Here is a 19,616-nt window from a genome sequence, read left to right as displayed (position 1 = left end):
CGACTACTTCGTTCGGGCAGGCCAGCCTGATTGGATCTTTCGGGCTAGCGACCAGATTTCGGTCATGCTCATTTCATAGCAACTGTTCCAATATTAGAACCGATTTTTATTTTAACCCTGCTTTTACCGCTTGGGATAGTGGTGTAGTAGGACGTTTAATCAATTGTGACAAAGTGCCGCTTTCGTTGTGCAAATCGTCTTTGGAAGCGCTGTAATCCAAACTGGCAAAAGCTGTGGCCATGCCTTCGGGCAAGCCGATTTCCTGCAATTTCTGAGCGTATTCCGCTTCCGGAAGGTTTACAAAAACGATGTTTTTACCCGTTTGTTTGCTTACTTCGGCAGCCAAATCCTGCATAGTGTAGGTTTGGTCACCGGCCAATTCATAGGTTTGTCCTGTGTGGGCATCGCTGGTGATGGTTTCGGCTATAGCCTCGGCATAGTCCTCACGTGTAGCCGATGAAATTTTGCCGTTGCCTGCACTCCCAATAATAGCACCGTGCTCCAAGGCTGCTTTTAAATTGGCCGTATAATTTTCAGTATACCAACCGTTGCGCAAAATAGTGTGGGGAATACCGGATTCCTTCAGCATATTTTCCGTAGCCAGGTGCTCTGGTGCCAACATCAGGGAGGAAGTATCTGCGTGGAGCAAGCTGGTGTAGGCAATTTTCTTTACCTTGGCTTGTTTAGCAGCCTTTATCACATTGGAATGCTGGGTCTCTCGTTTACCAATTTCACTACCAGAAATAAATACTAAATGGTCTATACCCTCCAATGCTTGCGGTAGGGTTTCTGGTTGCCCATAATCAAAGGTTCTGACTTCTATTCCCAACGATGCAGCCTTTTTTGGGTCTCTAACCAAAGCCACTAATTTAGCTCCCGTGTTTTTCTCTTTTAATTTTTGAACTACTAGTTGCCCTAATTGCCCAGTAGCTCCAGTTATTCCTATTTTCATAATTGTTATATTTTGTCTAATTCTTGAAAAATTAATACATGCCAGGTACATACTTTATATACCTAACTTGTTATATTACCATTATTCTCATTTCAATTTGTGTCGTCACGTAATTCCATTCCAACACAGTAAGTGGGGATTATGCATATACCTGTTTCTGGATCACAAAAAGTAGGAGTTCTATAGCTTTCTTTTGTTTTCAGTTATAAAATTTTTTTAAAATTGTTTTTATTTAATAAAACATATGAATAGATACCACCATCTACAGGAATATTAGCTCCTCTAATCCAATTGTAATTTAGTATTATCATGTTTTTTTACGTTATTAAAATATTTTAGGGTATAATGAACACTGCTTTTGCCGTCATTTCTGGGTTGTTTGGGGGCGCAGTCCAATGTTGTTTTTAATTGTGATTAAATGAAAAAACCAACACTACAAAGATGGGAACAAATATGTTTTTATAGTTACATTATTCGGTAGTTGGGATGTAGATTTGGGAAATCAACTTAAATTCTACTTATTTTTTTAATGGTTTAATTAAACATTTCCATAATCATTCGATTCTCCACTATCAATGGGAATGGTCTGGCTATTAAGGTATGGGGCATCTTGTTTGCTTTTTTCATAATCCATTAAATTAATGTTCTGCCAAATCGCTATTTAGTGACAAAAACTACTACATGCAACTATATATTATACCAATCGGTAAATGAATTGTAGATTTAGAAAGAAGCTATTTTCCCCATCTCATCCCTAAACTCACTTGGCGATTGACCAGATTTTTTTTTGAAGACATGAGAGAAGTATGAGTTTTCATTGTAGCCCAGTTCGTAGGCTATTTCAGAAATGCTTTTTTTCGTAGAGATCAACAAGTTTTTGGCTTCGGTAAGCTTACGCGTCTCGATGATTTCCGAGACACTCTGTTCTAAAATATTTTGGCATATCAAGTTTAAGTTTCTGGTGGACATAAATAGTTTTTCAGCATAAAAATCAACACCCAAAGGTCTGTGATAATTTTTTTCAAGAATGGACAGGAAATTCCCAAATGTTTCGTTCTGAGTTTTTTGCAAGGCTTCGTTGGTGTTGCCCAATTTTTTTATTTCAACCTCTATTATAGTGAACAAGGTACTCAAGAGTTGCTTGATAATGGCGTAGCTTGGGATTTCTTGAGAAGTTTCATCGTTCATCATTTCGCATATTATTGAGAGTCGTTGAAAGCAGCTTCCTTTTTCTAATTTTAAATTGGCCTTGCCGTGAAAAAGAGAATAAAGTTGGAACCTAGTCTCTGGAATAAAATCACTCTTAAAACGAATTGCCCAAATCTCGCATTTCCCGTTATACAGTCTCGGTATTACCCGGTGTACCTTGCCTTTTGTGACGAAACTCACAAAAGGTGCCTGGGTTGTGGTTACATTAAAATCAATAAAATGTTCCAGCTCTCCACTTATACCAATCAATAATTCTTCAAAGTCGTGGCTATGTGGTTCATCTGGTTGGGAAGAAATAAATGTCGCTTCTGCTTCGTTAACTCTGAATATATGAAATAGTTTATTCATTTAATATTATAGTGGTTTCAGGTTTCAACGAATGTCAAACTTCAAGTATTGATTATCAATATCCAGTTTTAATTCAAATTTACCAATTTGATGTTTAATTCTATTCTAGAGTCCAAATTTTCTTATTTGAATAAAGGGATATGTATTGTTTTAGTGGTTTAAACCACTAGTGTCCACTTAAAATAGACTGATTTTCAGTTGATTATATTCAAGTTCTTTGATATTATTGTAATCTACATTGGTAAACAGCTCATTTACAGGGGTTTTATCCAGTAGGGATATCCCCAAGACCCGTAATATTTCGTAGGTTGAACGTTCAATTTTCAGGTCATGCCCTACAATCGCTACAAGACAATATGTAATGGACTACCTAATAAATTTGGTACTATTTTTTATGCTACATTATGCATGTTTTTGATTTTTAGTTCGAATTCTTTTTCAGTCGGTGTTTTATAGTCCAAGGCAGAATGTATTCTAACATTATTATACCAATTAATGTAGTTTTCAATAATTTGGTAAGCTTGAAAATAGGTTTTAAAGTTGTGCCTATGGATACATTCATATTTTATGGTCTTAAAGAAACTTTCAGCTACGGCATTATCCCAACAGTTCCCTTTCCGGCTCATACTTTGAGTTGTTTTGCAACTTAAGCTTAACAGGCTTGTTATTTTATTTGAAGCATACTGGCTCCCTCGGTCGGAATGGAAAATATGATTATCTGAAGTAACCACGATAAAATCTGACAGTTAAGAATTATATTTAAAGAGGCAAAACAAGAAATATTAATCCTTAAGACCGTCAGACGAACTCGTAGCTATTACAAACAACATTTTTTATACTTTTTCCCGCTGCCGCAGGGACAAGGTTCGTTACGTCCAATTTTCGGTTCCGCTATTATAGGCATTTGTGAGGAATGTAGAAAATCAAAGAAATCTTCTGGAGGACTACCCAATTCCTCCCTGTAGCCGGCCCAAGTATTTGTTATGATGTCGTAACGGTCTGCCATGGGCAGAATTTCATTTCTTTTATCTCGGGGGCATGGTTGTTCAAAGGCTTCAATCACTTCCTGCCAGTCCCCGCAAATACCCTGGGACACTAACCCTCGGTCAAATAACTGTTTTATTTCCGGCACTAATTCTGCACCATCGATATCGATTACATTGCATATCAACAGCGCTATCACATCGCTGTCAATTACATTATCCTCTAGGCTGCTGTCCAAGAAAAACAGAATGACCTCCCTGAACCAGGCCAAAACCTCCTCGCGCCTTTCGGGATGGTGTAAGGCAAGCTGTTCCAATACATCCGTGATGGTAGTGCGGGCATAGGTGTCCAACCCGGGTGTATACATGAATTCTTTACATGCTTCCAGGTTATTGACGGCAATTTTGTAGATAGGTTCCCAAATTGCCGAAGTGAGAAAATCACCTAAAAAGAGCTCGAAATATGCATCGGATTGGCTCAGAACATCCAAAATGACATCTAAGCTGTCGGTTGCCTGGAGTTCTCCCAATAGGTAAATGGCATGGATTACAAAATTCATCTCCTCCTCGTCCCATCCGTTTTCTTCAATGGATTTTATAAAATAGCCATAACGGGCAATACTATCGAGTAACACCAATTCAAGGTCATTAATAAGTGTGTCCTTGGGGAGCGACAGTATCCTGTTCAGTTTTTCTTCACCGATGTGGAGTCCATGGGTGTAGAGCCATTCTATTTCCTCGTGATGGAAAGTGGGAGCTTCTTGGGTAGGATAAATTTTTTGAGGACTAGTCGTTACCGATATTCTAGTTTTCTGTTCTTCTTCAAAACGCGCTTGGCTTGCTTTTAGCGAGGCCGTATAGAATCGTTTCCAGGCCATTTCGGTTTCTTCGGAATCAGGTGCTAGTTCTTGCATTAAATTGAGTCGGACCTCCGCCTGCTCCAGGTCACCGATAGCGGAATAATAAAGGGTTGCGCATTTATAAAATGAAATGACCTCATTTATATGAAAGGTGTCGCGGTCTGGATAGAGCGATTGTATCTCCATGTTGGTGCCTAAAATTTCAGGCATTTTATCGTATTCCTGATTGAAGTAATATTCGCTTGCCAAGTTTAGCTTTCCGAATAGGTAATCGGGGTGTTCCGCAATAACCCACCTATTGGTCTCGTGCATCTTCTTGGTATCATTCAGTTGGCCGTACAGAACGGATAAATAATTTTTCAACTGAGGATTATTGGGATAGCGCTCTATAGCGTCCAGCAATTTTTGCACGCTCGATCTTTTTCCTTTTAACGCCAGTTTGTGAAACCATTCCAACTTGCGCGAAAGTTCAGGAGTAATTCCATTTTGTTTGTCCAACAAGTTTGGATCGGTGGTTATGTTGTAGTTTATTTCCATGTAGGGATGGTTGCGAGGTGTTGATTGACGATTTTATTTGCTCCCTTCAAATTACTAAGAGTCATTTTGACAATACATATCAAATTTAGACTATACTAACAATAATCAAAAACTTTTAGAAGGTATAAATCATGATTTTTTTTGGATCAAACACAACAACTGTCCGTGATGCCTTAAATATATAAATCCCAGAAAAGAGACTAAATCTTAAAAAATGTTGTACATATGTTGTACAGTAGAAATAAAAAAAGGGTCTCAATCTCTTGAAACCCTTGTTTTTACTAGTAGCGGGAACAGGACTCGAACCTGTGACCTTCGGGTTATGAGCCCGACGAGCTACCTACTGCTCTATCCCGCGATGTATGTTTACTGCACTTTTATAATAGTGCTACTATTTCAATTTTTCAACTCAGTAAGAGTAGGTACCCTGTCCTGAGCGTAGTCGAAGGATACTGCTCTATCCCGCGATGTATGTTTACTGCACTTTTAAGGTGCTGCTATTTCAATTTTTCAACTCAGTAAGAGTAGGTGCCCTGTCCTGAGCGTAGTCGAAGGATACTGCTCTATCCCGCGATGTATGTTTACTGCACCTTTATAGTGCTACTATTTCAATTTTCGTCTGGGCTATTGTTTCTGAGACATTGCCCGTTCGGGGTGCAAATATACAATCACTTTTCCATATAATCAAAATGAAATGGAGAATATTTTAAAATCTTTTTTTCTTAGCAAGATTCCCCTTCCTTAGAAGTTTAAATTACCGTTGTTGTAGTACGGTGTTTAATTTCTTTCTATTTTGTAACCCTTTAAATAAAGCATATCTAAATTAACTCACCTTACTACTTATGGATAACTATGGTTTTCTCTCCATTTTGCCTCCCGTAATTGCCATTGTCCTTGCTCTGCGGACTAAGCAGGTATACATTGCGCTACTTTTCGGGATATGGTTTGCTTGGATTATCTTGGAGGATTGGAATTTTTTCACTGGTACCCTTGCCGCTGTAGAAGGCCTAGTTAATGTATTTAAATCCCCGGGAAATACCAGGACCATAATGTTTAGTGCCTTGGTAGGTGCATTGCTGTTGTTTATTCAATATTCTAAAGGAGTAGAGGGTTTTATTAATGTACTCAATAGAATAATTCTCCGTTTCGAAAAGAAACGGAGCGGATTTAGTAGGGTAGTAGTGCAATTGATGGCCTTGCTTACTGGGATATTGTTGTTTGTAGAGACTAGTATCAGCTCCTTAACCGTAGGTACCCTTTATAGACCGGTTTTTGATAAACTAAAAATTCCAAGGGAAAAGTTAGCTTATATCGCCGATTCTAGCTCTGCGCCTTCGTCCATCCTTATTCCCTTTAATGCTTGGGGTGCTTTTATAATGGGCTTGTTGCTCTCCCAGGGGATAGAAGATCCATTAGGCACCATGCTTTCCTCCATGGGCTATAATTTTTATCCCATGCTCGCCATATTATTTGTGTTTCTAGTGATAGTTTTTAAAAAGGATATTGGTCCTATGGCCAAAGCGGAAAAGCGGACCCGTCAAACCGGGAAATTAATGAATGACAATGCGCAGCCAATGTTGTCTTCTACGGTCACCGCATTTGAGTCCAAGGAGGGAATAGCGGCAAAGGCCTATAATATGATCGTGCCACTGGCCACCATGGTACTGATGATGCCCGTATTTCTTGCATATACCGGTTGGGATGCGGTTCCTGTCTCTATTTCCTTTGGAGATCATGTTTTTCAAGCTATCGGGAATGGCTCCGGATCTTCTTCCGTTCTGTATTCCGTGCTCACTTCCATTATTGTTGCTATGCTACTATATAGGTCGCAAGGAATTATGAGGACCAAAGAAATGGTGAATTTGGTTTTAAAAGGGATCAGTGAATTAATGCCTTTAGCCCTATTAATGTTGTTGGCCTTCGCCATTGGGGATGCTTCCAATGAATTGGGGACTGGGGAATTTGTGGCTAATTGGTCCAAGGAATGGTTGTCTCCCGCTTTTTTACCAGCCACCATCTTTGTCATTAGCTCGTTTATTGCCTTCTCTACGGGAACCTCTTGGGGTACCTTTGCCATTATGATGGCGATTTCTGTACCTATGGCAGAAATACACGCAGTGCCCTTGCCGTTTGTGGTAGCGGCCACCCTAGGCGGGGGGATTTTTGGTGATCATTGCTCCCCCATATCGGATACCTCTATAATCTCTTCCATGGCATCGGGGAGCGATCATATAGATCATGTGAATACTCAAATGCCCTATGCTATAATCGGCGGACTGGTTACAGTGGGCTTATACGTTATTTTAGGCTTAATTATCATCTAGAACCAAGGAATCCTTTACCTTTGCATCAAATAAAATAGATGAAATTATGTCCCATAAAGCCGGTTTTGTAAACATTATAGGAAATCCCAACGTTGGGAAATCTACACTCATGAATGCTTTCGTGGGGGAAAAACTGTCTATCATTACCTCCAAGGCCCAGACTACTAGGCACCGGATCTTAGGTATAGTAAATGGGGACGACTTCCAAATGGTCTTGTCCGATACGCCAGGTATCATTAAACCTGCCTATGAATTGCAGTCCTCTATGATGGATTTTGTTAAATCTGCCTTTGAGGATGCCGATGTCTTGGTGTACATGGTGGAAATTGGTGAGAGGGCGTTAAAGGATCAAAAGTTTTTTGAGAAACTTAAAAACACCAAAATTCCGGTTCTGTTGCTGCTCAATAAAATTGACGTTTCCGAACAGGGAATGTTAGAAGAGCAGGTGCAATACTGGCAAGAGCAATTGCCAACGGCAGAGATTCACCCTATATCTGCCCTTCAGAATTTTAATGTGAAGGAAGTATTTCACCGTATTTTGGAATTACTACCGGAGGGTCCGGCTTATTATCCGAAAGATCAGCTGACAGACAAACCAGAGCGTTTTTTTGTTAATGAGACTATAAGGGAGAAAATCCTTCAATTTTATAAAAAAGAAATTCCTTACGCAGTGGAAATCGATACTGAGGAGTTTTTTGAAGATGAAAAGATAATACGCATGCGCTCTGTAATAATGGTGGAGAGAGATACTCAAAAAGGGATCATTATTGGCCATAAAGGAGCTGCTCTGAAGAGGGTAGGGGTTGAAGCAAGAAAGGATCTAGAAAACTTCTTTGAGAAACAGGTGCATTTGGAGTTGTACGTAAAAGTGAATAAAAACTGGAGGAACGATCCTAAGCAGCTAAAGCGATTTGGGTATAATAATTAATCTTTTTCGGTGGGCTAGGTAATATAAGTGCATAGCCGTTGTATTAAATAATTGTGCAGGTGTTCCATTTGGTGCCTGCCTTTTTTTTTGCCCCACCTGCCAAAGACGTACAAGGCTACCCAAAGTACAACCATTAGCCCAATAAGACCAATTTGTAGGGTGTAGGAATGTCCTAGGGCATAACCGGAGTATGCCCAGATGCCCATTACAATAATGAGCGTAGCTATAATAAAATGGATAAACATAAAAAAGGTCCACAACGTAGGATTGGGTCCAAATAGGCCATATAGCTTGCTTTGTCCCTCCTCATAGTCCACAATTTCAAATTGCAATTGGGGGGTCCAAAAGTTAGATTCTGTTTTATTGAACTTTATAAATACGTGCTGTCCCAGGCTCTTTATAAGAAACGGCGGATCTTCATTTTCCCTGAATAATTCCAAAACAGGAAGGGCCTTTTCCTTCAATAGGAGTTGAAACCTAGGTCGTAAGGCAATGCCGTTGGGAAGAGTCATTGTTGGAGCTAAGTGTTAATAAAGGAGAAAAGATACTGTTTTTACCTCAATTTTTAATAGTACTTTTGCACCAAAGTTAAAGTATATGAGCGCTATAGTTGCCATTGTAGGAAGGCCCAATGTGGGCAAATCAACCTTGTTTAATCGTCTTATCCAGAGAAGGGAAGCTATTGTGGACGCCGTTAGCGGCGTAACGCGGGACCGTCATTATGGTAAAAGTGATTGGAACGGTGTAGAATTTTCAGTGATAGATACAGGTGGATATGTGCTGGGTAGCGATGATATTTTTGAAAAGGAAATAGATAGGCAGGTAGAACTGGCCATAGATGAAGCAGATGCCATTGTATTTATGGTAGACGTAGAGTCCGGAGTTACGGGTATGGATCAGGATGTTGCTAAACTATTGAGACGGGAAGAGAAGCCAGTGTTTTTGGTGGTGAATAAGGTAGATAACGCACAGCGGATGCAAGATGCTGTTGAGTTTTACTCCCTTGGACTGGGCGAATATCACACCATATCCAGTATTAATGGAAGTGGTACCGGGGACCTGTTGGATGATTTGGTAAAAGTATTGCCTGAAAAAGCTAAACAACCAGACGATCTGCCACGTTTTGCCGTGGTAGGAAGGCCCAACGCTGGAAAATCGTCTTTTATAAACGCATTGATCGGAGAGGATAGGTATATTGTGACCGATATTCCTGGTACTACGCGGGATAGTATAGATACGAAATACAACCGGTTTGGATTTGAGTTTAACCTGGTGGATACCGCAGGAATTAGACGAAAGTCCAAAGTACGCGAGGATCTAGAGTTCTATTCGGTGATGCGTTCTGTAAGAGCCATAGAGCATTCGGACGTTTGTATCCTTATGTTAGATGCTACCCGTGGATTTGATGGGCAGGTAGAGAACATTTTCTGGTTGGCACATAGAAACAATAAAGGGATTGTAATATTGGTGAACAAGTGGGACCTAATAGAGGATAAGGAAACCAATACCATTAAACAGTATACCCAAAGAATAAAAGAGGCTATCTCACCCTTTGTAGATGTCCCCATTATCTTTATCTCCGTGCTTACCAAGCAGCGGATTTATAAAGCCATAGAAACGGCCGTTCAGGTTTATGAGAATCGAGCTAAAAAAGTGGTTACTAGAAAGCTGAATGATATCATGTTGCCTATTATAGAGAATTATCCACCGCCAGCCTACAAAGATAAATATGTGAAGATTAAATTCTGTACGCAGTTGCCAACTCCCTATCCGCAATTTGCATTCTTTTGTAATCTTCCACAATATGTGCGGGAACCTTATAAGCGGTTCTTGGAAAACAAATTAAGGGAGAATTTTGATTTTACAGGATCGCCAGTGTCCGTGTTTATGCGGAAAAAGTAATCCTATTTGCTGGGCCAAGTGCCTACTAGTATTAAAGTTCTGTTAAGCTCTTTGGTTGTCTTTGGTGTTGGGGTATTTTTGGTAGTTTGTGAATTTACCAATATCCTAACACCAAACTTTACCAATGATAAGAGTAGTACTTTCTTTCCTGTTTTTTCTTTTCTTTTTACCTATCGTTTTTTCGCAAGATTTTACCCTTAGTGGAAAGGTAGTAGATGCGCTTACTAATACTCCTTTAGAGGCTTCTACTATCTATGCGGAATCTGTGAGAGACAGTAGTCTAATTACCTATACCATATCCAATCAAAAAGGGGAATTCCGATTGGAGGGAAACACTCCATTAAAGGAGGTAAAGCTTTTCTTTACCTATAATGGTTATAAGTCAATAGAGATGGATGTAGAGTTGCAGGAAAGCCTTGATCTTGGAAAGGTAAAATTAGAGGAGCAGGCCGAGGAATTGGATGAGGTACATCTTGTGGGGCATAGAATCCCTATTGCCATAAAAAAGGATACGTTAGAGTTTAATGCCGATTCTTTTAAGACTAGGCCAGATGCCACGGTAGAAGATGTGCTGAAAAAGCTGCCGGGCGTGGAAGTGGATTCCGATGGTAAAATTATGGTGAACGGAAAGGAAGTAGACCGGGTGCTGGTGAATGGTCAGGTGTTTTTTAGTAACGATCCCAAAGTGGCCACTAAAAGCCTTCCAAAAGATATTATCAGTAAAATTCAGATTGTAGATTCTAAAACAAAAAGAGAAGAATTCACCGGAGACGATGCAGAGGGAGAAAATAAGACCATTAACCTCACCATCAAGAAAGATAAGAATAAAGGATATATGGGTCGCGCATCGGCAGGTTACGGTACGGATGACCGGTATCAGCTCAGCGGATTACTCAATTATTTCAACGATACGCAACGCGTAAGTTTTATTGGAGGTGCCAATAATATTAACAACTCCGGTTTTTCGTACGATGAGATTTATGATATGGTGGGGAATTCCGGGGCTAGGGGATCTAACCTTCTTAATAATTTTGGAAATGGAATTACTACCTCATCAAATTTAGGAGCTAGTTATGCCAATGCTAAAAAAGGAAAGTATAAGGTAGATGGGAATTACTTCTTTGCATACAGTGACTCTTATAATGATCAGAAGACCAACAGGGAAAATATTTTACCAGATAGTAGGTACTTCACGGAGAACGTTTCCAATTTTACGGGGGCTACCAACTCTAATAGGGGAACTGTAAATCTGGAGTTCGATATAGATCCTACCCTAAGGGTGTCTGTGCAGCCTAATTTAAGTGCTAATTGGAGCAACTCTAACAATAGTAATAATACGATTAGTAAGAATGAGGATGGTGACCTTATAAACTCTAACGAACGGGTTTCTATTAGCGACGGCCACCAGAGAAACTTCTCCAATAGGGTGAGCCTAATGAAAAAATTGGATACCATTGGTACCATCTTAAGTTTTACTTTTTCCAATAACAATTCCGAAAATAAGAGTACTTCCAATCTAAGCTCTATCCGGGAGATTTATGGTGACAATGCCAGTGTAGAAATCTTGGATCAGCTTTCGGAAGTGGATAATAGACGGGACTCTTATGATTTAGAGGCTTCCTTTAGACAGCCTTTAAGCAACAAGTTATTCCTGAATCTAGGGTATCAGTTTTCTCATGATCGAAGGGGGGATAATAGGGAAGTAATGGATTACGACGATACTACAGGTGGGTATAATCTATTTAACGAAGCCTTGAGTTCCGATTTTAATTTTACCAACCAACAGCAAACCCCTTCCATAGGAATTCAGAGTCAGGGTGAAAAACTTAACTTTAGAGTCAGCGCAAATTATGTCTTTACGGATCTTACCAATACAGACTATTTAAGGAACAGTAACTTTTCTAATTCGTATGAAAACCTAACCTTCAGCAGTAACATTAATTATTCCTTGGGTAAAAATAAGCGATTGTCTTTTAGATATAATTCTAGATTGAATATTCCTAATGTAAATCAATTGCAGCCAGTTCCCAATGTAAACAACCCCCTAAATATCGTTATTGGTAATCCAAATTTACTGCCGGGTATAAATCACAATATCCGTTTTAACTTCAATAATTATAATTGGAGAGAACGGAGTGGAGTTTATTTGTATTCTGGGCTTAACATCCAAAATGATAGGGTGTCGGCTGTAACTACCACCGATGAGGATTTCTTAAGGACCACTAGATTTACCAATGTAAATGGAAACTATAATGGTTATGGTGGCTTTGGTTATTCTAAGCAGATTAAGAAAGATAGTGTATATACCTTAAGATTTAATATAAGGCCTAGCTTTAGCATAGATCAGCGAGTAAGCTTTACCAATGGGACAGAACTTAAGGGGAAGAGCTTTAGTGTATTTCCTTATGTCTCTACCACCTATAATTACAAAGAGCTCTTGGAGATAGAGCCAGGATATGGTATTTCCTTTAACAATACCAAATACAACCTAGACCGTCTAGATGATATTAGGTATACTTCTCAGAATGCTAGTCTAAGGGTGACTAGTTATTGGCCCAAAAACTTAATTTGGGGTAACGACCTACGCTATAGTTATAACGGGAACGTGGGTCCAGGATTTAATAAAGATGCCTTGTTCTGGAACATGAGTCTGGGGCTGCAGGTGTTAAAAGAGAAAGGAACTGTGAAAATATTGGCGTACGACCTCTTGGATCAAAATATAAACACCCGAAGGACCACTGGGGAAGACTTTATCCAAGATTACCAGGGAACCATGCTAAAACGCTATTTTATGGCTAGTTTTAGTTATAAGTTCGATCAGTTTGGAGGGAGTAAGCAACGAGGTAGGGGAAGACGATTTTAAACCTTATACTGCTCGCTTTTTCTTAGTGTAATTAATTAACCGCGCATCGTTTTATGTCTATGTGGTTCTTGGTGGTTTCAAAAGAATGCAAAGCAAACCGATTGGCAGATTATTGGGTTATACTTTATGGTAATTGCTGAAACTATCCTAGGTGTGGGGATTAATAGAAAGATAGCGCCAATTAATATCAATTTATGGAATGCTGTATAAATAAATTCCTGTAACTTTAAGGAAGTGTAACCAGTAAAATAAAAGATATGGCGGCTAAAAATCCTGTGGTTTGGTTTGAGATATACGTAAACGAAATGGAAAGGGCCAAAAAATTCTACGAGGCCGTATTTAAAATTGAATGTAGTGTGCTTGACCTGCCTGAAGAAACTCAGGAGAATTTAACGATGCTTGCATTCCCCATGAATATCAACGGTTCTGGAACTAGTGGAGCGTTGGTGAAGGTAGATGGCATGGAAGCAGGGGGAAACAGTACAATGGTATATTTCCATTGTGACGATTGCGCTGTGGAAGAGAGTAGGGTAGAAAAAGCTGGAGGTAAGGTGTCGCGGTCCAAACAGTCCATCGGAGCCTATGGTTTTGTTTCCCTTGTTTATGACACAGAGGGTAATATGATTGGGTTGCACTCTATGTCATAAGAGCAGAAATGCATCTAAAGATATGGATTGCATTTTAGGAAATTTACAGCAAGTTAGTTTTGTTTGAAAATTAGCATTTGTATAAATGCTAGCCCTCCTTTTTGTATAATAATAAGCGTAGCAAATAGGGTTAAGCTTCTACCAGCTTCCCCCTGCGCCGCCACCGCTAAAGCCGCCGCCGCCAAATCCGCCACCAAATCCTCCGCCAAATCCGCCACCACTGCCAAAGCCCCCTCCAGAAGAGCCTGTTCTGTGTCCACTGCGTCCCATATTGCTTAGAACAATGATGTCCCAAATATCTAATCCGCCGGATCTACCGCCGCCGCTACCACTATTGCCACCTCTTCTTCCTCTGTTGGAGAGGATTATCATGATGATAATAAATATAATTATTGGGAGTATGGAAGAGAAGGGGAGGTCGTTAGATTGCCCAAAGGTGCGGTCCTCTTTATACTTGCCATTTAATACCTGGATAATAGCATCGATTCCCTTGTTAAGGCCAGCATAGTAATCGTTTTTTTTAAATTCAGGGATTATTACGTTTCTTGTAATCTCACCCACGATACCTGCTGTGAGTCTATCTTCTACCCCATAGCCGGGGGATATCCATATTCTTCGTTCTTTTTCTGCCAATAAAATAAAAACTCCATTGTCTTTGTCTGCTTGGCCTATTCCCCATTCGTGGGCCCATTTGGGAGTTAAGAGGCCAATATTTTCTCCATTTATGGTAGGGACTATGGCAATAACAATTTGTGTTGAAGTAGTATCTGCGTAGGCAAGAAGCTTTGTTTTAAGAGCATGTTCCTCTGTAGTGGAAAGCATCTTAGCGTAATCATAGACACTAGTAGGGGTTTTAGGAGGCTCGGGAATATTGAACTGAGCGAAAATACTAGTGGTACACGCTGTTAAAATCCAGAATAATAGTATTCTTTTGAACATTGAAACTTGTAAGTTATCCTCGTGAAATTTCGTCCGAAAGCTCATTTTTATTGTCTTCCCGCCATGGAAAATGAGCTTTAAGTTCTTTTCCGGCCAGCAAAATGCCTTCTATTAAACCTTGTTTAAAGCGTTTAGCTTTAAAATGGGAAATGATAGTATTTTTGGTAGCGTCCCAGAAATTTTTTGGTACTACTTTATCAATTCCCTTCCCTCCACAGATGGCGAAAGTGTGTTCTTTTGTGGCTACATAGATTAATACCCCATTGTCTTGTTTGGTATTGTCCATTTTTAGAAGATGAAAAACTTCCTTGGCGCGTTCCAATGGGTCTTTGCCGCACCCATTTTCTATATGCACACGTATTTCTCCCGAAGTATTATTTTCAGCAATGCGAATAGCTTCAATAATTTCCCGTTCTTCTTCAATGGTTAAAAAATCTTCACTGGAGGGCATTTTTTCTTCTAATTAAAAATCAAATTCAACATCTACCGGTCTTTCGGCGCCAGGTTCAGAATCAAAATAAGGTTTGTCGTCAAAGCCAAGCCAACCGGCTAAGATGGAATTTGGGAATATCTTCACATGGTTGTTGTAGGGCTTTATAGCCTCGTTAAACCGTGTTCTGGCAGTTTGTATAGTGTTTTCGGTACTTGTTAACTCGTCCTGAAGCTTTAAGAAATTTTGATTCGCTTTTAAGTCGGGATACCGCTCCACTGTTACCAAAAGTCGGGATAAAGCACTGCTTAATCCCCCTTGTGCCTGATTAAATTCTTGTAATTGTTCCGCAGTGATGTTGGAAGGATCAATAGTGGTTTGTGTTGCTTTGGATCTTGCTTCAATAACCTCTCGAAGCGTATTGCGCTCAAAATCGGCAGCTCCTTGTACGGTTTTTACAAGGTTCCCAATAAGATCGTTACGCCGTTGATAGGAGGTTTGTACATTACCCCACGCCTCACTAACATTTTCATTTAAGGATATTGCGGTGTTATTAAAGCTTACTCCCCAGCGGTAAAATCCTAGGGCAATAATAACTATGATAATTACGGGGATTAACCATTTTTTCATAACTAGCTGTTTTTAATTATAGTTGATTTTTTATTTTGATCAATTCTGCTTTTACTTTCTCTAATTTTTGAATGACTTCAAAAGAGGTTAGGGTCTTTAACCTGTTTTCCTTTAGTTGAATTTTTGCACCATCCAGGGTAAAGCCGCGTTGCTTTACCAAATAATAGATAAGCTTAAGGTTTTTTATGTCCTCAGGGGTGAATTTTCTGTTGCCCTTGGCATTTTTTTTGGGTTTTAGTACATCAAACTCCGATTCCCAAAAACGGATAAGGGAAGCATTCACCTTAAAGGCTTTGGCAACTTCACCTATTCCGTAATACCTTTTCTCAGGCAAATCTATATGCATTAATCTAAAGATTGATTTTCTTGGGTGGCATATTTCAGCATATTCTCAAACTCCTCCGGACTTAAACTTCCATAGTAAAAATTAATGGGGTTAATCCGTTGTTGGTCTTTCCATACCTCATAGTGCAAGTGAGGTGCTTCGGACCTTCCGGTATTCCCCACAAATCCTATAAGATCTCCGCGCTCCACTTTCTGGCCTTTTCTAACGTTGTACTGACTTAAGTGTGCGTAGAGGGTCATATATCCATAACCGTGGTCTATTCTAATGTGCTTTCCATATCCAGAAGAATTATTGTCTGCCCGTAATACCTTTCCATCTCCGGTTGCATAGATGGGGGTTCCCTTCGGAGAAGTGAAATCCATCCCCCAGTGCATTTTTCGGGCCTTGGTAAAGGGGTCTGTACGCCATCCATAGCCAGAAGCCATTCTGGTAAGATCTTCATTGCTTATAGGCTGTATTGCTGGGATTGCCGCCAAAAGCTTTTCCTTTTCTTCGGCTAATTTAGTAATCTCATCCAAGGACTTAGATTGAATTACCATCTGTTTTTGAATTATTTCCATTCGCTTCGTGGAAGCAATGATCATTTCAGAATTGTTAAAACCTTCCAAATGCTGGTAGCGATTAATTCCACCAAATCCGGCTCTTCTTTGCTCCTCTGGGATAGGGTTGGCTTCAAAATACATTCTATATAGATTGTTGTCCCTTTCCTCTATATTTGCCAAAACTTGCTCTATTTGAGACATTTTCCTGTTGAGAATTTCAAATTGGAGCTCGTAATTCTTAACTTCCCGCTGTAAGGAGAGCTCCTTTGGGGTGTTAATTAAATTAGTGTTCATTAAGAATACTAACCCTAGAAGTCCAAAAAGCATGGAGCCAAGAAAAAAGAAGGCGATATTCCTATACTTTTTTGCTTTTCTGGGTTCTATCTTGCGATAAGATAGGGTGTCTGGGTCGTAATAATATTTTACCTTAGACATGTATGTAATTTATTCTATTTTTGTGCGGGTTTTTATCCAGCTTGCAAAGTTAAGAAATGTTTTCAAGCATTAGTTAAATATATAAAAAGCTTACGAATTTACATGAGATCCCAAGATATAAGAGCCAAGTTTTTAGAATTTTTTGAGGAAAGAGCACATAAAATTGTTCCTTCAGCACCCATGGTCATTAAAGACGACCCAACCTTAATGTTCACCAATGCCGGGATGGTACAGTTTAAAGAGTTCTTTCTGGGCAATTCTGTGCCTAAATCCAAAAGGGTAGCCGATTCCCAAAAGTGCCTTAGGGTTAGTGGTAAACATAACGACCTGGAAGAAGTGGGTATGGATACCTATCACCATACCATGTTCGAAATGTTGGGGAACTGGAGTTTCGGAGATTATTTTAAAGAAGAGGCTATTGCCTGGTCCTGGGAATTTTTAACCGAGGTATGTAAAATTGATAAGGATAGTCTTTACGTAACCGTTTTTGAGGGGAGTAAGGATGCCGATAATTTGGAGCAAGATACCGAGGCGCTCAATTTTTGGCGTAAGATTGTGCCCGAAGACAGAATATTGTTTGGCAATAAAGCAGATAATTTTTGGGAGATGGGAGACCAGGGGCCTTGCGGTCCTTGTTCCGAGATCCATGTAGATATTAGGCCCAAGGAGGAGAAAGATAAAGTCTCCGGTGCCTCTCTGGTCAATATGGACCATCCGGAGGTAGTGGAAATATGGAACCTGGTATTTATGCAGTATAACAGAAGGGCCAATGGCGATTTAGAGCCCCTACCTGCAAAGCACGTAGATACGGGAATGGGCTTTGAGCGCCTCTGTATGGTCATGCAAAACGTACGTTCTAACTACGATACCGATATTTTCACCCCCCTTATCAGAGAGGTAGAGACCATCGCAAATGCCAAATATGGGAAGGATGAGAAGGTGGATATTGCCATCCGGGTAATCGTAGATCATATTAGGGCAGTAGCATTTTCCATTGCAGACGGACAGTTGCCCAGTAATACCGGTGCAGGATATGTGATCCGTAGGATCTTAAGAAGGGCTATTAGATATGGCTTTACTTTCTTGGATACCAAGGATCCCTTTATGTACAGATTGGTAGAAGTGCTTGCCGATCATATGGGAGAGGCATTCCCGGAACTTAGGATGCAGAAGCAATTGATAGAGAATGTGGTGAAGGAAGAGGAACAATCTTTCTTGAAAACATTGGATCAAGGGCTAATTCTGTTAGATACTATGATCCAGGCCAATAAAGGTAAGGTTATGGATGGCCGAATGGCCTTTGAGCTTTATGATACCTATGGATTTCCTAAAGATTTAACAGCCCTTATTCTTAGTGAAAGAGGATATGGTTTAGATGAAAAGGGATTTGAGGCGGCCATGCAAGAGCAAAAGGCACGCTCTAGATCGGCCTCAGAAGTTTCTAAGGACGATTGGGTTATCTTATCCGATGATCCAGAACAGGAATTTGTAGGGTACGATCTAATGGAAACCTCCGTGAAATTGGTGAAATATAGAACGATTACCACCAAAAAGGAGGGCAAGAAGTATCAGTTGGTATTCAATATGACTCCGTTTTATCCCGAAGGTGGAGGACAGGTAGGAGATAAAGGTTACCTGGAAGCGCCCAATGGGACGGTATATTATATCTTGGATACCAAACGGGAAAATAACGAAATTGTACATTTTACCAAGGAACTCCCTGCCGAAACCGATGCGCGTTTTAAGGCGGTAGTAGATAAAAAACAACGTTTTAGAACTGCTTGTAACCATACTGCTACCCATCTATTACACCAAGCCTTACGGGAAATTCTTGGTACGCACGTAGAACAGAAAGGTTCTGCCGTGCACTCCAAATACCTACGATTCGATTTCTCTCATTTCGCCAAGCTTACCGTGGATGAAATACAGGAGATAGAAAGCTTTGTGAATGCTCGTATCTACGGCAACCTGCCACTAGAGGAGCAGCGTGGTATTCCTATGGAGCAAGCTATGAAAGAAGGTGCAGTGGCTCTTTTTGGAGAGAAATATGGGGACACTGTAAGAACCATCCGTTTTGGACAGTCCATTGAGCTTTGTGGAGGAACCCATGTAGAGAATACAAGGGATATATGGCATTTTAAAATAAGGTCTGAGGGTGCAGTAGCCTCGGGAATAAGAAGAATAGAAGCTATTACCTCCGATGCGGTAAAGGAATTTTATTCCGAAAATAATAGAATGGTCCTCCAGATTAAAGATTTGTTGAACAATGCTAAAGATCCCGTTAAGGCAGTTACTGCCTTGCAGGAGGAGAATTCATTGTTGAAAAAGCAAGTGGAAGGCTTGTTAAGGGACAAGGCCAAGAATTTAAAAGGCGACCTTTTAAATGAACTTAGCGAGGTTAATGGAGTGCAATTCCTCGCAAAACGGATCGACCTGGATGCTGCAGGAATTAAAGATTTGTCCTTTGAAATGGGAGGGGAAAGAGATAACCTATTCCTTTTGTTCGCTACGGAAAAAGATGGAAAAGCCCTATTGGCATGCTATATTTCCAAGGAAGTAGTGGCCCAAAAGAATTTAAATGCAGGGACCATCGTTAGAGAATTAGGGAAGTATATCCAAGGTGGGGGCGGAGGCCAACCATTTTTCGCTACTGCCGGGGGGAAAAACCCAGCGGGTATCCCAGAGGTTTTGGAGAAAGCCAAAGATTACTTGGGATAACAGCCAATTAGATGGGGCCAATT

Annotated in this window: 15 protein-coding genes, 1 tRNA gene and 1 pseudogene; 6 read left to right on the top strand and 11 right to left on the bottom strand. The window is 40.1% G+C overall.

What is annotated here, in order from left to right:
• Nucleotides 1-106: 106 nt before the first annotated feature.
• From F1E73_RS09490 to F1E73_RS09470, 5 genes and pseudogenes are all read right to left on the bottom strand, one after another.
• The gene (locus F1E73_RS09490) at nucleotides 107-952 is read right to left on the bottom strand and encodes an SDR family oxidoreductase (RefSeq protein WP_150451775.1); all 846 of its coding nucleotides are present in this window, start codon (nucleotides 950-952) and stop codon (nucleotides 107-109) included.
• Between the two features lie 723 nt (nucleotides 953-1,675).
• Nucleotides 1,676-2,509: a helix-turn-helix transcriptional regulator gene (locus F1E73_RS09485; protein WP_150451774.1), complete on the bottom strand. Its 834-nt coding sequence runs from the start codon at nucleotides 2,507-2,509 to the stop codon at nucleotides 1,676-1,678.
• Nucleotides 2,510-2,901: 392 nt separating this feature from the next.
• Nucleotides 2,902-3,219 (bottom strand): annotated as a pseudogene (locus tag F1E73_RS09480) (integrase core domain-containing protein); the annotation flags it as partial.
• Between the two features lie 107 nt (nucleotides 3,220-3,326).
• Nucleotides 3,327-4,889, bottom strand: coding sequence for a DUF1186 domain-containing protein (locus tag F1E73_RS18060; RefSeq protein WP_317132955.1), 1,563 nt, complete (start codon nucleotides 4,887-4,889; stop codon nucleotides 3,327-3,329).
• Nucleotides 4,890-5,174: 285 nt separating this feature from the next.
• A tRNA-Met gene (locus F1E73_RS09470) sits at nucleotides 5,175-5,247 on the bottom strand.
• Nucleotides 5,248-5,731: 484 nt separating this feature from the next.
• On the opposite strand from F1E73_RS09470, the gene F1E73_RS09465 reads away from it, so the two are divergent.
• The gene (locus tag F1E73_RS09465; protein ID WP_150451773.1) at nucleotides 5,732-7,213 is read left to right on the top strand and encodes a Na+/H+ antiporter NhaC family protein; all 1,482 of its coding nucleotides are present in this window, start codon (nucleotides 5,732-5,734) and stop codon (nucleotides 7,211-7,213) included.
• Nucleotides 7,214-7,259: 46 nt separating this feature from the next.
• A complete protein-coding gene (era, locus tag F1E73_RS09460) occupies nucleotides 7,260-8,141 on the top strand; it encodes a GTPase Era (RefSeq protein WP_150451772.1) in 882 nt (293 codons plus the stop codon).
• A gap of 14 nt (nucleotides 8,142-8,155) precedes the next feature.
• Here the strand turns inward: era and F1E73_RS09455 are convergent, their stop codons facing one another.
• Nucleotides 8,156-8,653, bottom strand: coding sequence for a GTP-binding protein (locus F1E73_RS09455; protein ID WP_191089001.1), 498 nt, complete (start codon nucleotides 8,651-8,653; stop codon nucleotides 8,156-8,158).
• An 85-nt stretch (nucleotides 8,654-8,738) separates the two neighbouring features.
• On the opposite strand from F1E73_RS09455, the gene der reads away from it, so the two are divergent.
• The 3 genes from der (at nucleotide 8,739) to F1E73_RS09440 (ending at nucleotide 13,553) form a co-directional block, all read left to right on the top strand.
• Nucleotides 8,739-10,043: a ribosome biogenesis GTPase Der gene (gene der / locus F1E73_RS09450; protein WP_086477955.1), complete on the top strand. Its 1,305-nt coding sequence runs from the start codon at nucleotides 8,739-8,741 to the stop codon at nucleotides 10,041-10,043.
• Nucleotides 10,044-10,167: 124 nt separating this feature from the next.
• Nucleotides 10,168-12,906, top strand: a complete 2,739-nt coding sequence (locus F1E73_RS09445; RefSeq protein WP_150451771.1) for an outer membrane beta-barrel protein — start codon at nucleotides 10,168-10,170, stop codon at nucleotides 12,904-12,906.
• A 257-nt stretch (nucleotides 12,907-13,163) separates the two neighbouring features.
• Nucleotides 13,164-13,553, top strand: a complete 390-nt coding sequence (locus F1E73_RS09440; protein WP_150451770.1) for a VOC family protein — start codon at nucleotides 13,164-13,166, stop codon at nucleotides 13,551-13,553.
• Between the two features lie 138 nt (nucleotides 13,554-13,691).
• Here the strand turns inward: F1E73_RS09440 and F1E73_RS09435 are convergent, their stop codons facing one another.
• Genes F1E73_RS09435 through F1E73_RS09415 form a run of 5 tightly spaced genes read right to left on the bottom strand, consistent with a single transcriptional unit; the run spans nucleotide 13,692 to nucleotide 16,875 of the window.
• Nucleotides 13,692-14,492, bottom strand: coding sequence for a TPM domain-containing protein (locus F1E73_RS09435; protein ID WP_223883400.1), 801 nt, complete (start codon nucleotides 14,490-14,492; stop codon nucleotides 13,692-13,694).
• A 13-nt stretch (nucleotides 14,493-14,505) separates the two neighbouring features.
• Nucleotides 14,506-14,943 carry a TPM domain-containing protein gene (locus F1E73_RS09430; protein ID WP_086477951.1) on the bottom strand — a complete coding sequence of 146 codons (438 nt, stop codon included), beginning with the start codon at nucleotides 14,941-14,943 and terminating at the stop codon, nucleotides 14,506-14,508.
• 12 nt (nucleotides 14,944-14,955) lie between these two features.
• Nucleotides 14,956-15,552: a LemA family protein gene (locus F1E73_RS09425; protein ID WP_086477950.1), complete on the bottom strand. Its 597-nt coding sequence runs from the start codon at nucleotides 15,550-15,552 to the stop codon at nucleotides 14,956-14,958.
• Nucleotides 15,553-15,568: 16 nt separating this feature from the next.
• On the bottom strand, nucleotides 15,569-15,898 hold the full coding sequence (locus F1E73_RS09420) for a MerR family transcriptional regulator (RefSeq protein ID WP_086477949.1): 330 nt from the start codon (nucleotides 15,896-15,898) through the stop codon (nucleotides 15,569-15,571).
• Nucleotides 15,898-16,875 carry a M23 family metallopeptidase gene (locus tag F1E73_RS09415; RefSeq protein ID WP_150451768.1) on the bottom strand — a complete coding sequence of 326 codons (978 nt, stop codon included), beginning with the start codon at nucleotides 16,873-16,875 and terminating at the stop codon, nucleotides 15,898-15,900. The genes F1E73_RS09420 and F1E73_RS09415 overlap by 1 nt, the downstream gene beginning before the upstream one ends.
• A gap of 102 nt (nucleotides 16,876-16,977) precedes the next feature.
• Here F1E73_RS09415 and alaS point away from each other — a divergent pair, with 102 nt between their 5' ends.
• The gene (gene alaS / locus F1E73_RS09410; RefSeq protein ID WP_150451767.1) at nucleotides 16,978-19,593 is read left to right on the top strand and encodes an alanine--tRNA ligase; all 2,616 of its coding nucleotides are present in this window, start codon (nucleotides 16,978-16,980) and stop codon (nucleotides 19,591-19,593) included.
• Nucleotides 19,594-19,616 lie beyond the last annotated feature (23 nt).

Source organism: Arenibacter lacus, from assembly GCF_008711145.1.
Taxonomy (GTDB): Bacteria; Bacteroidota; Bacteroidia; order Flavobacteriales; family Flavobacteriaceae; genus Arenibacter; species Arenibacter amylolyticus.
This window is presented reverse-complemented; position numbering and strand designations above follow the sequence as displayed.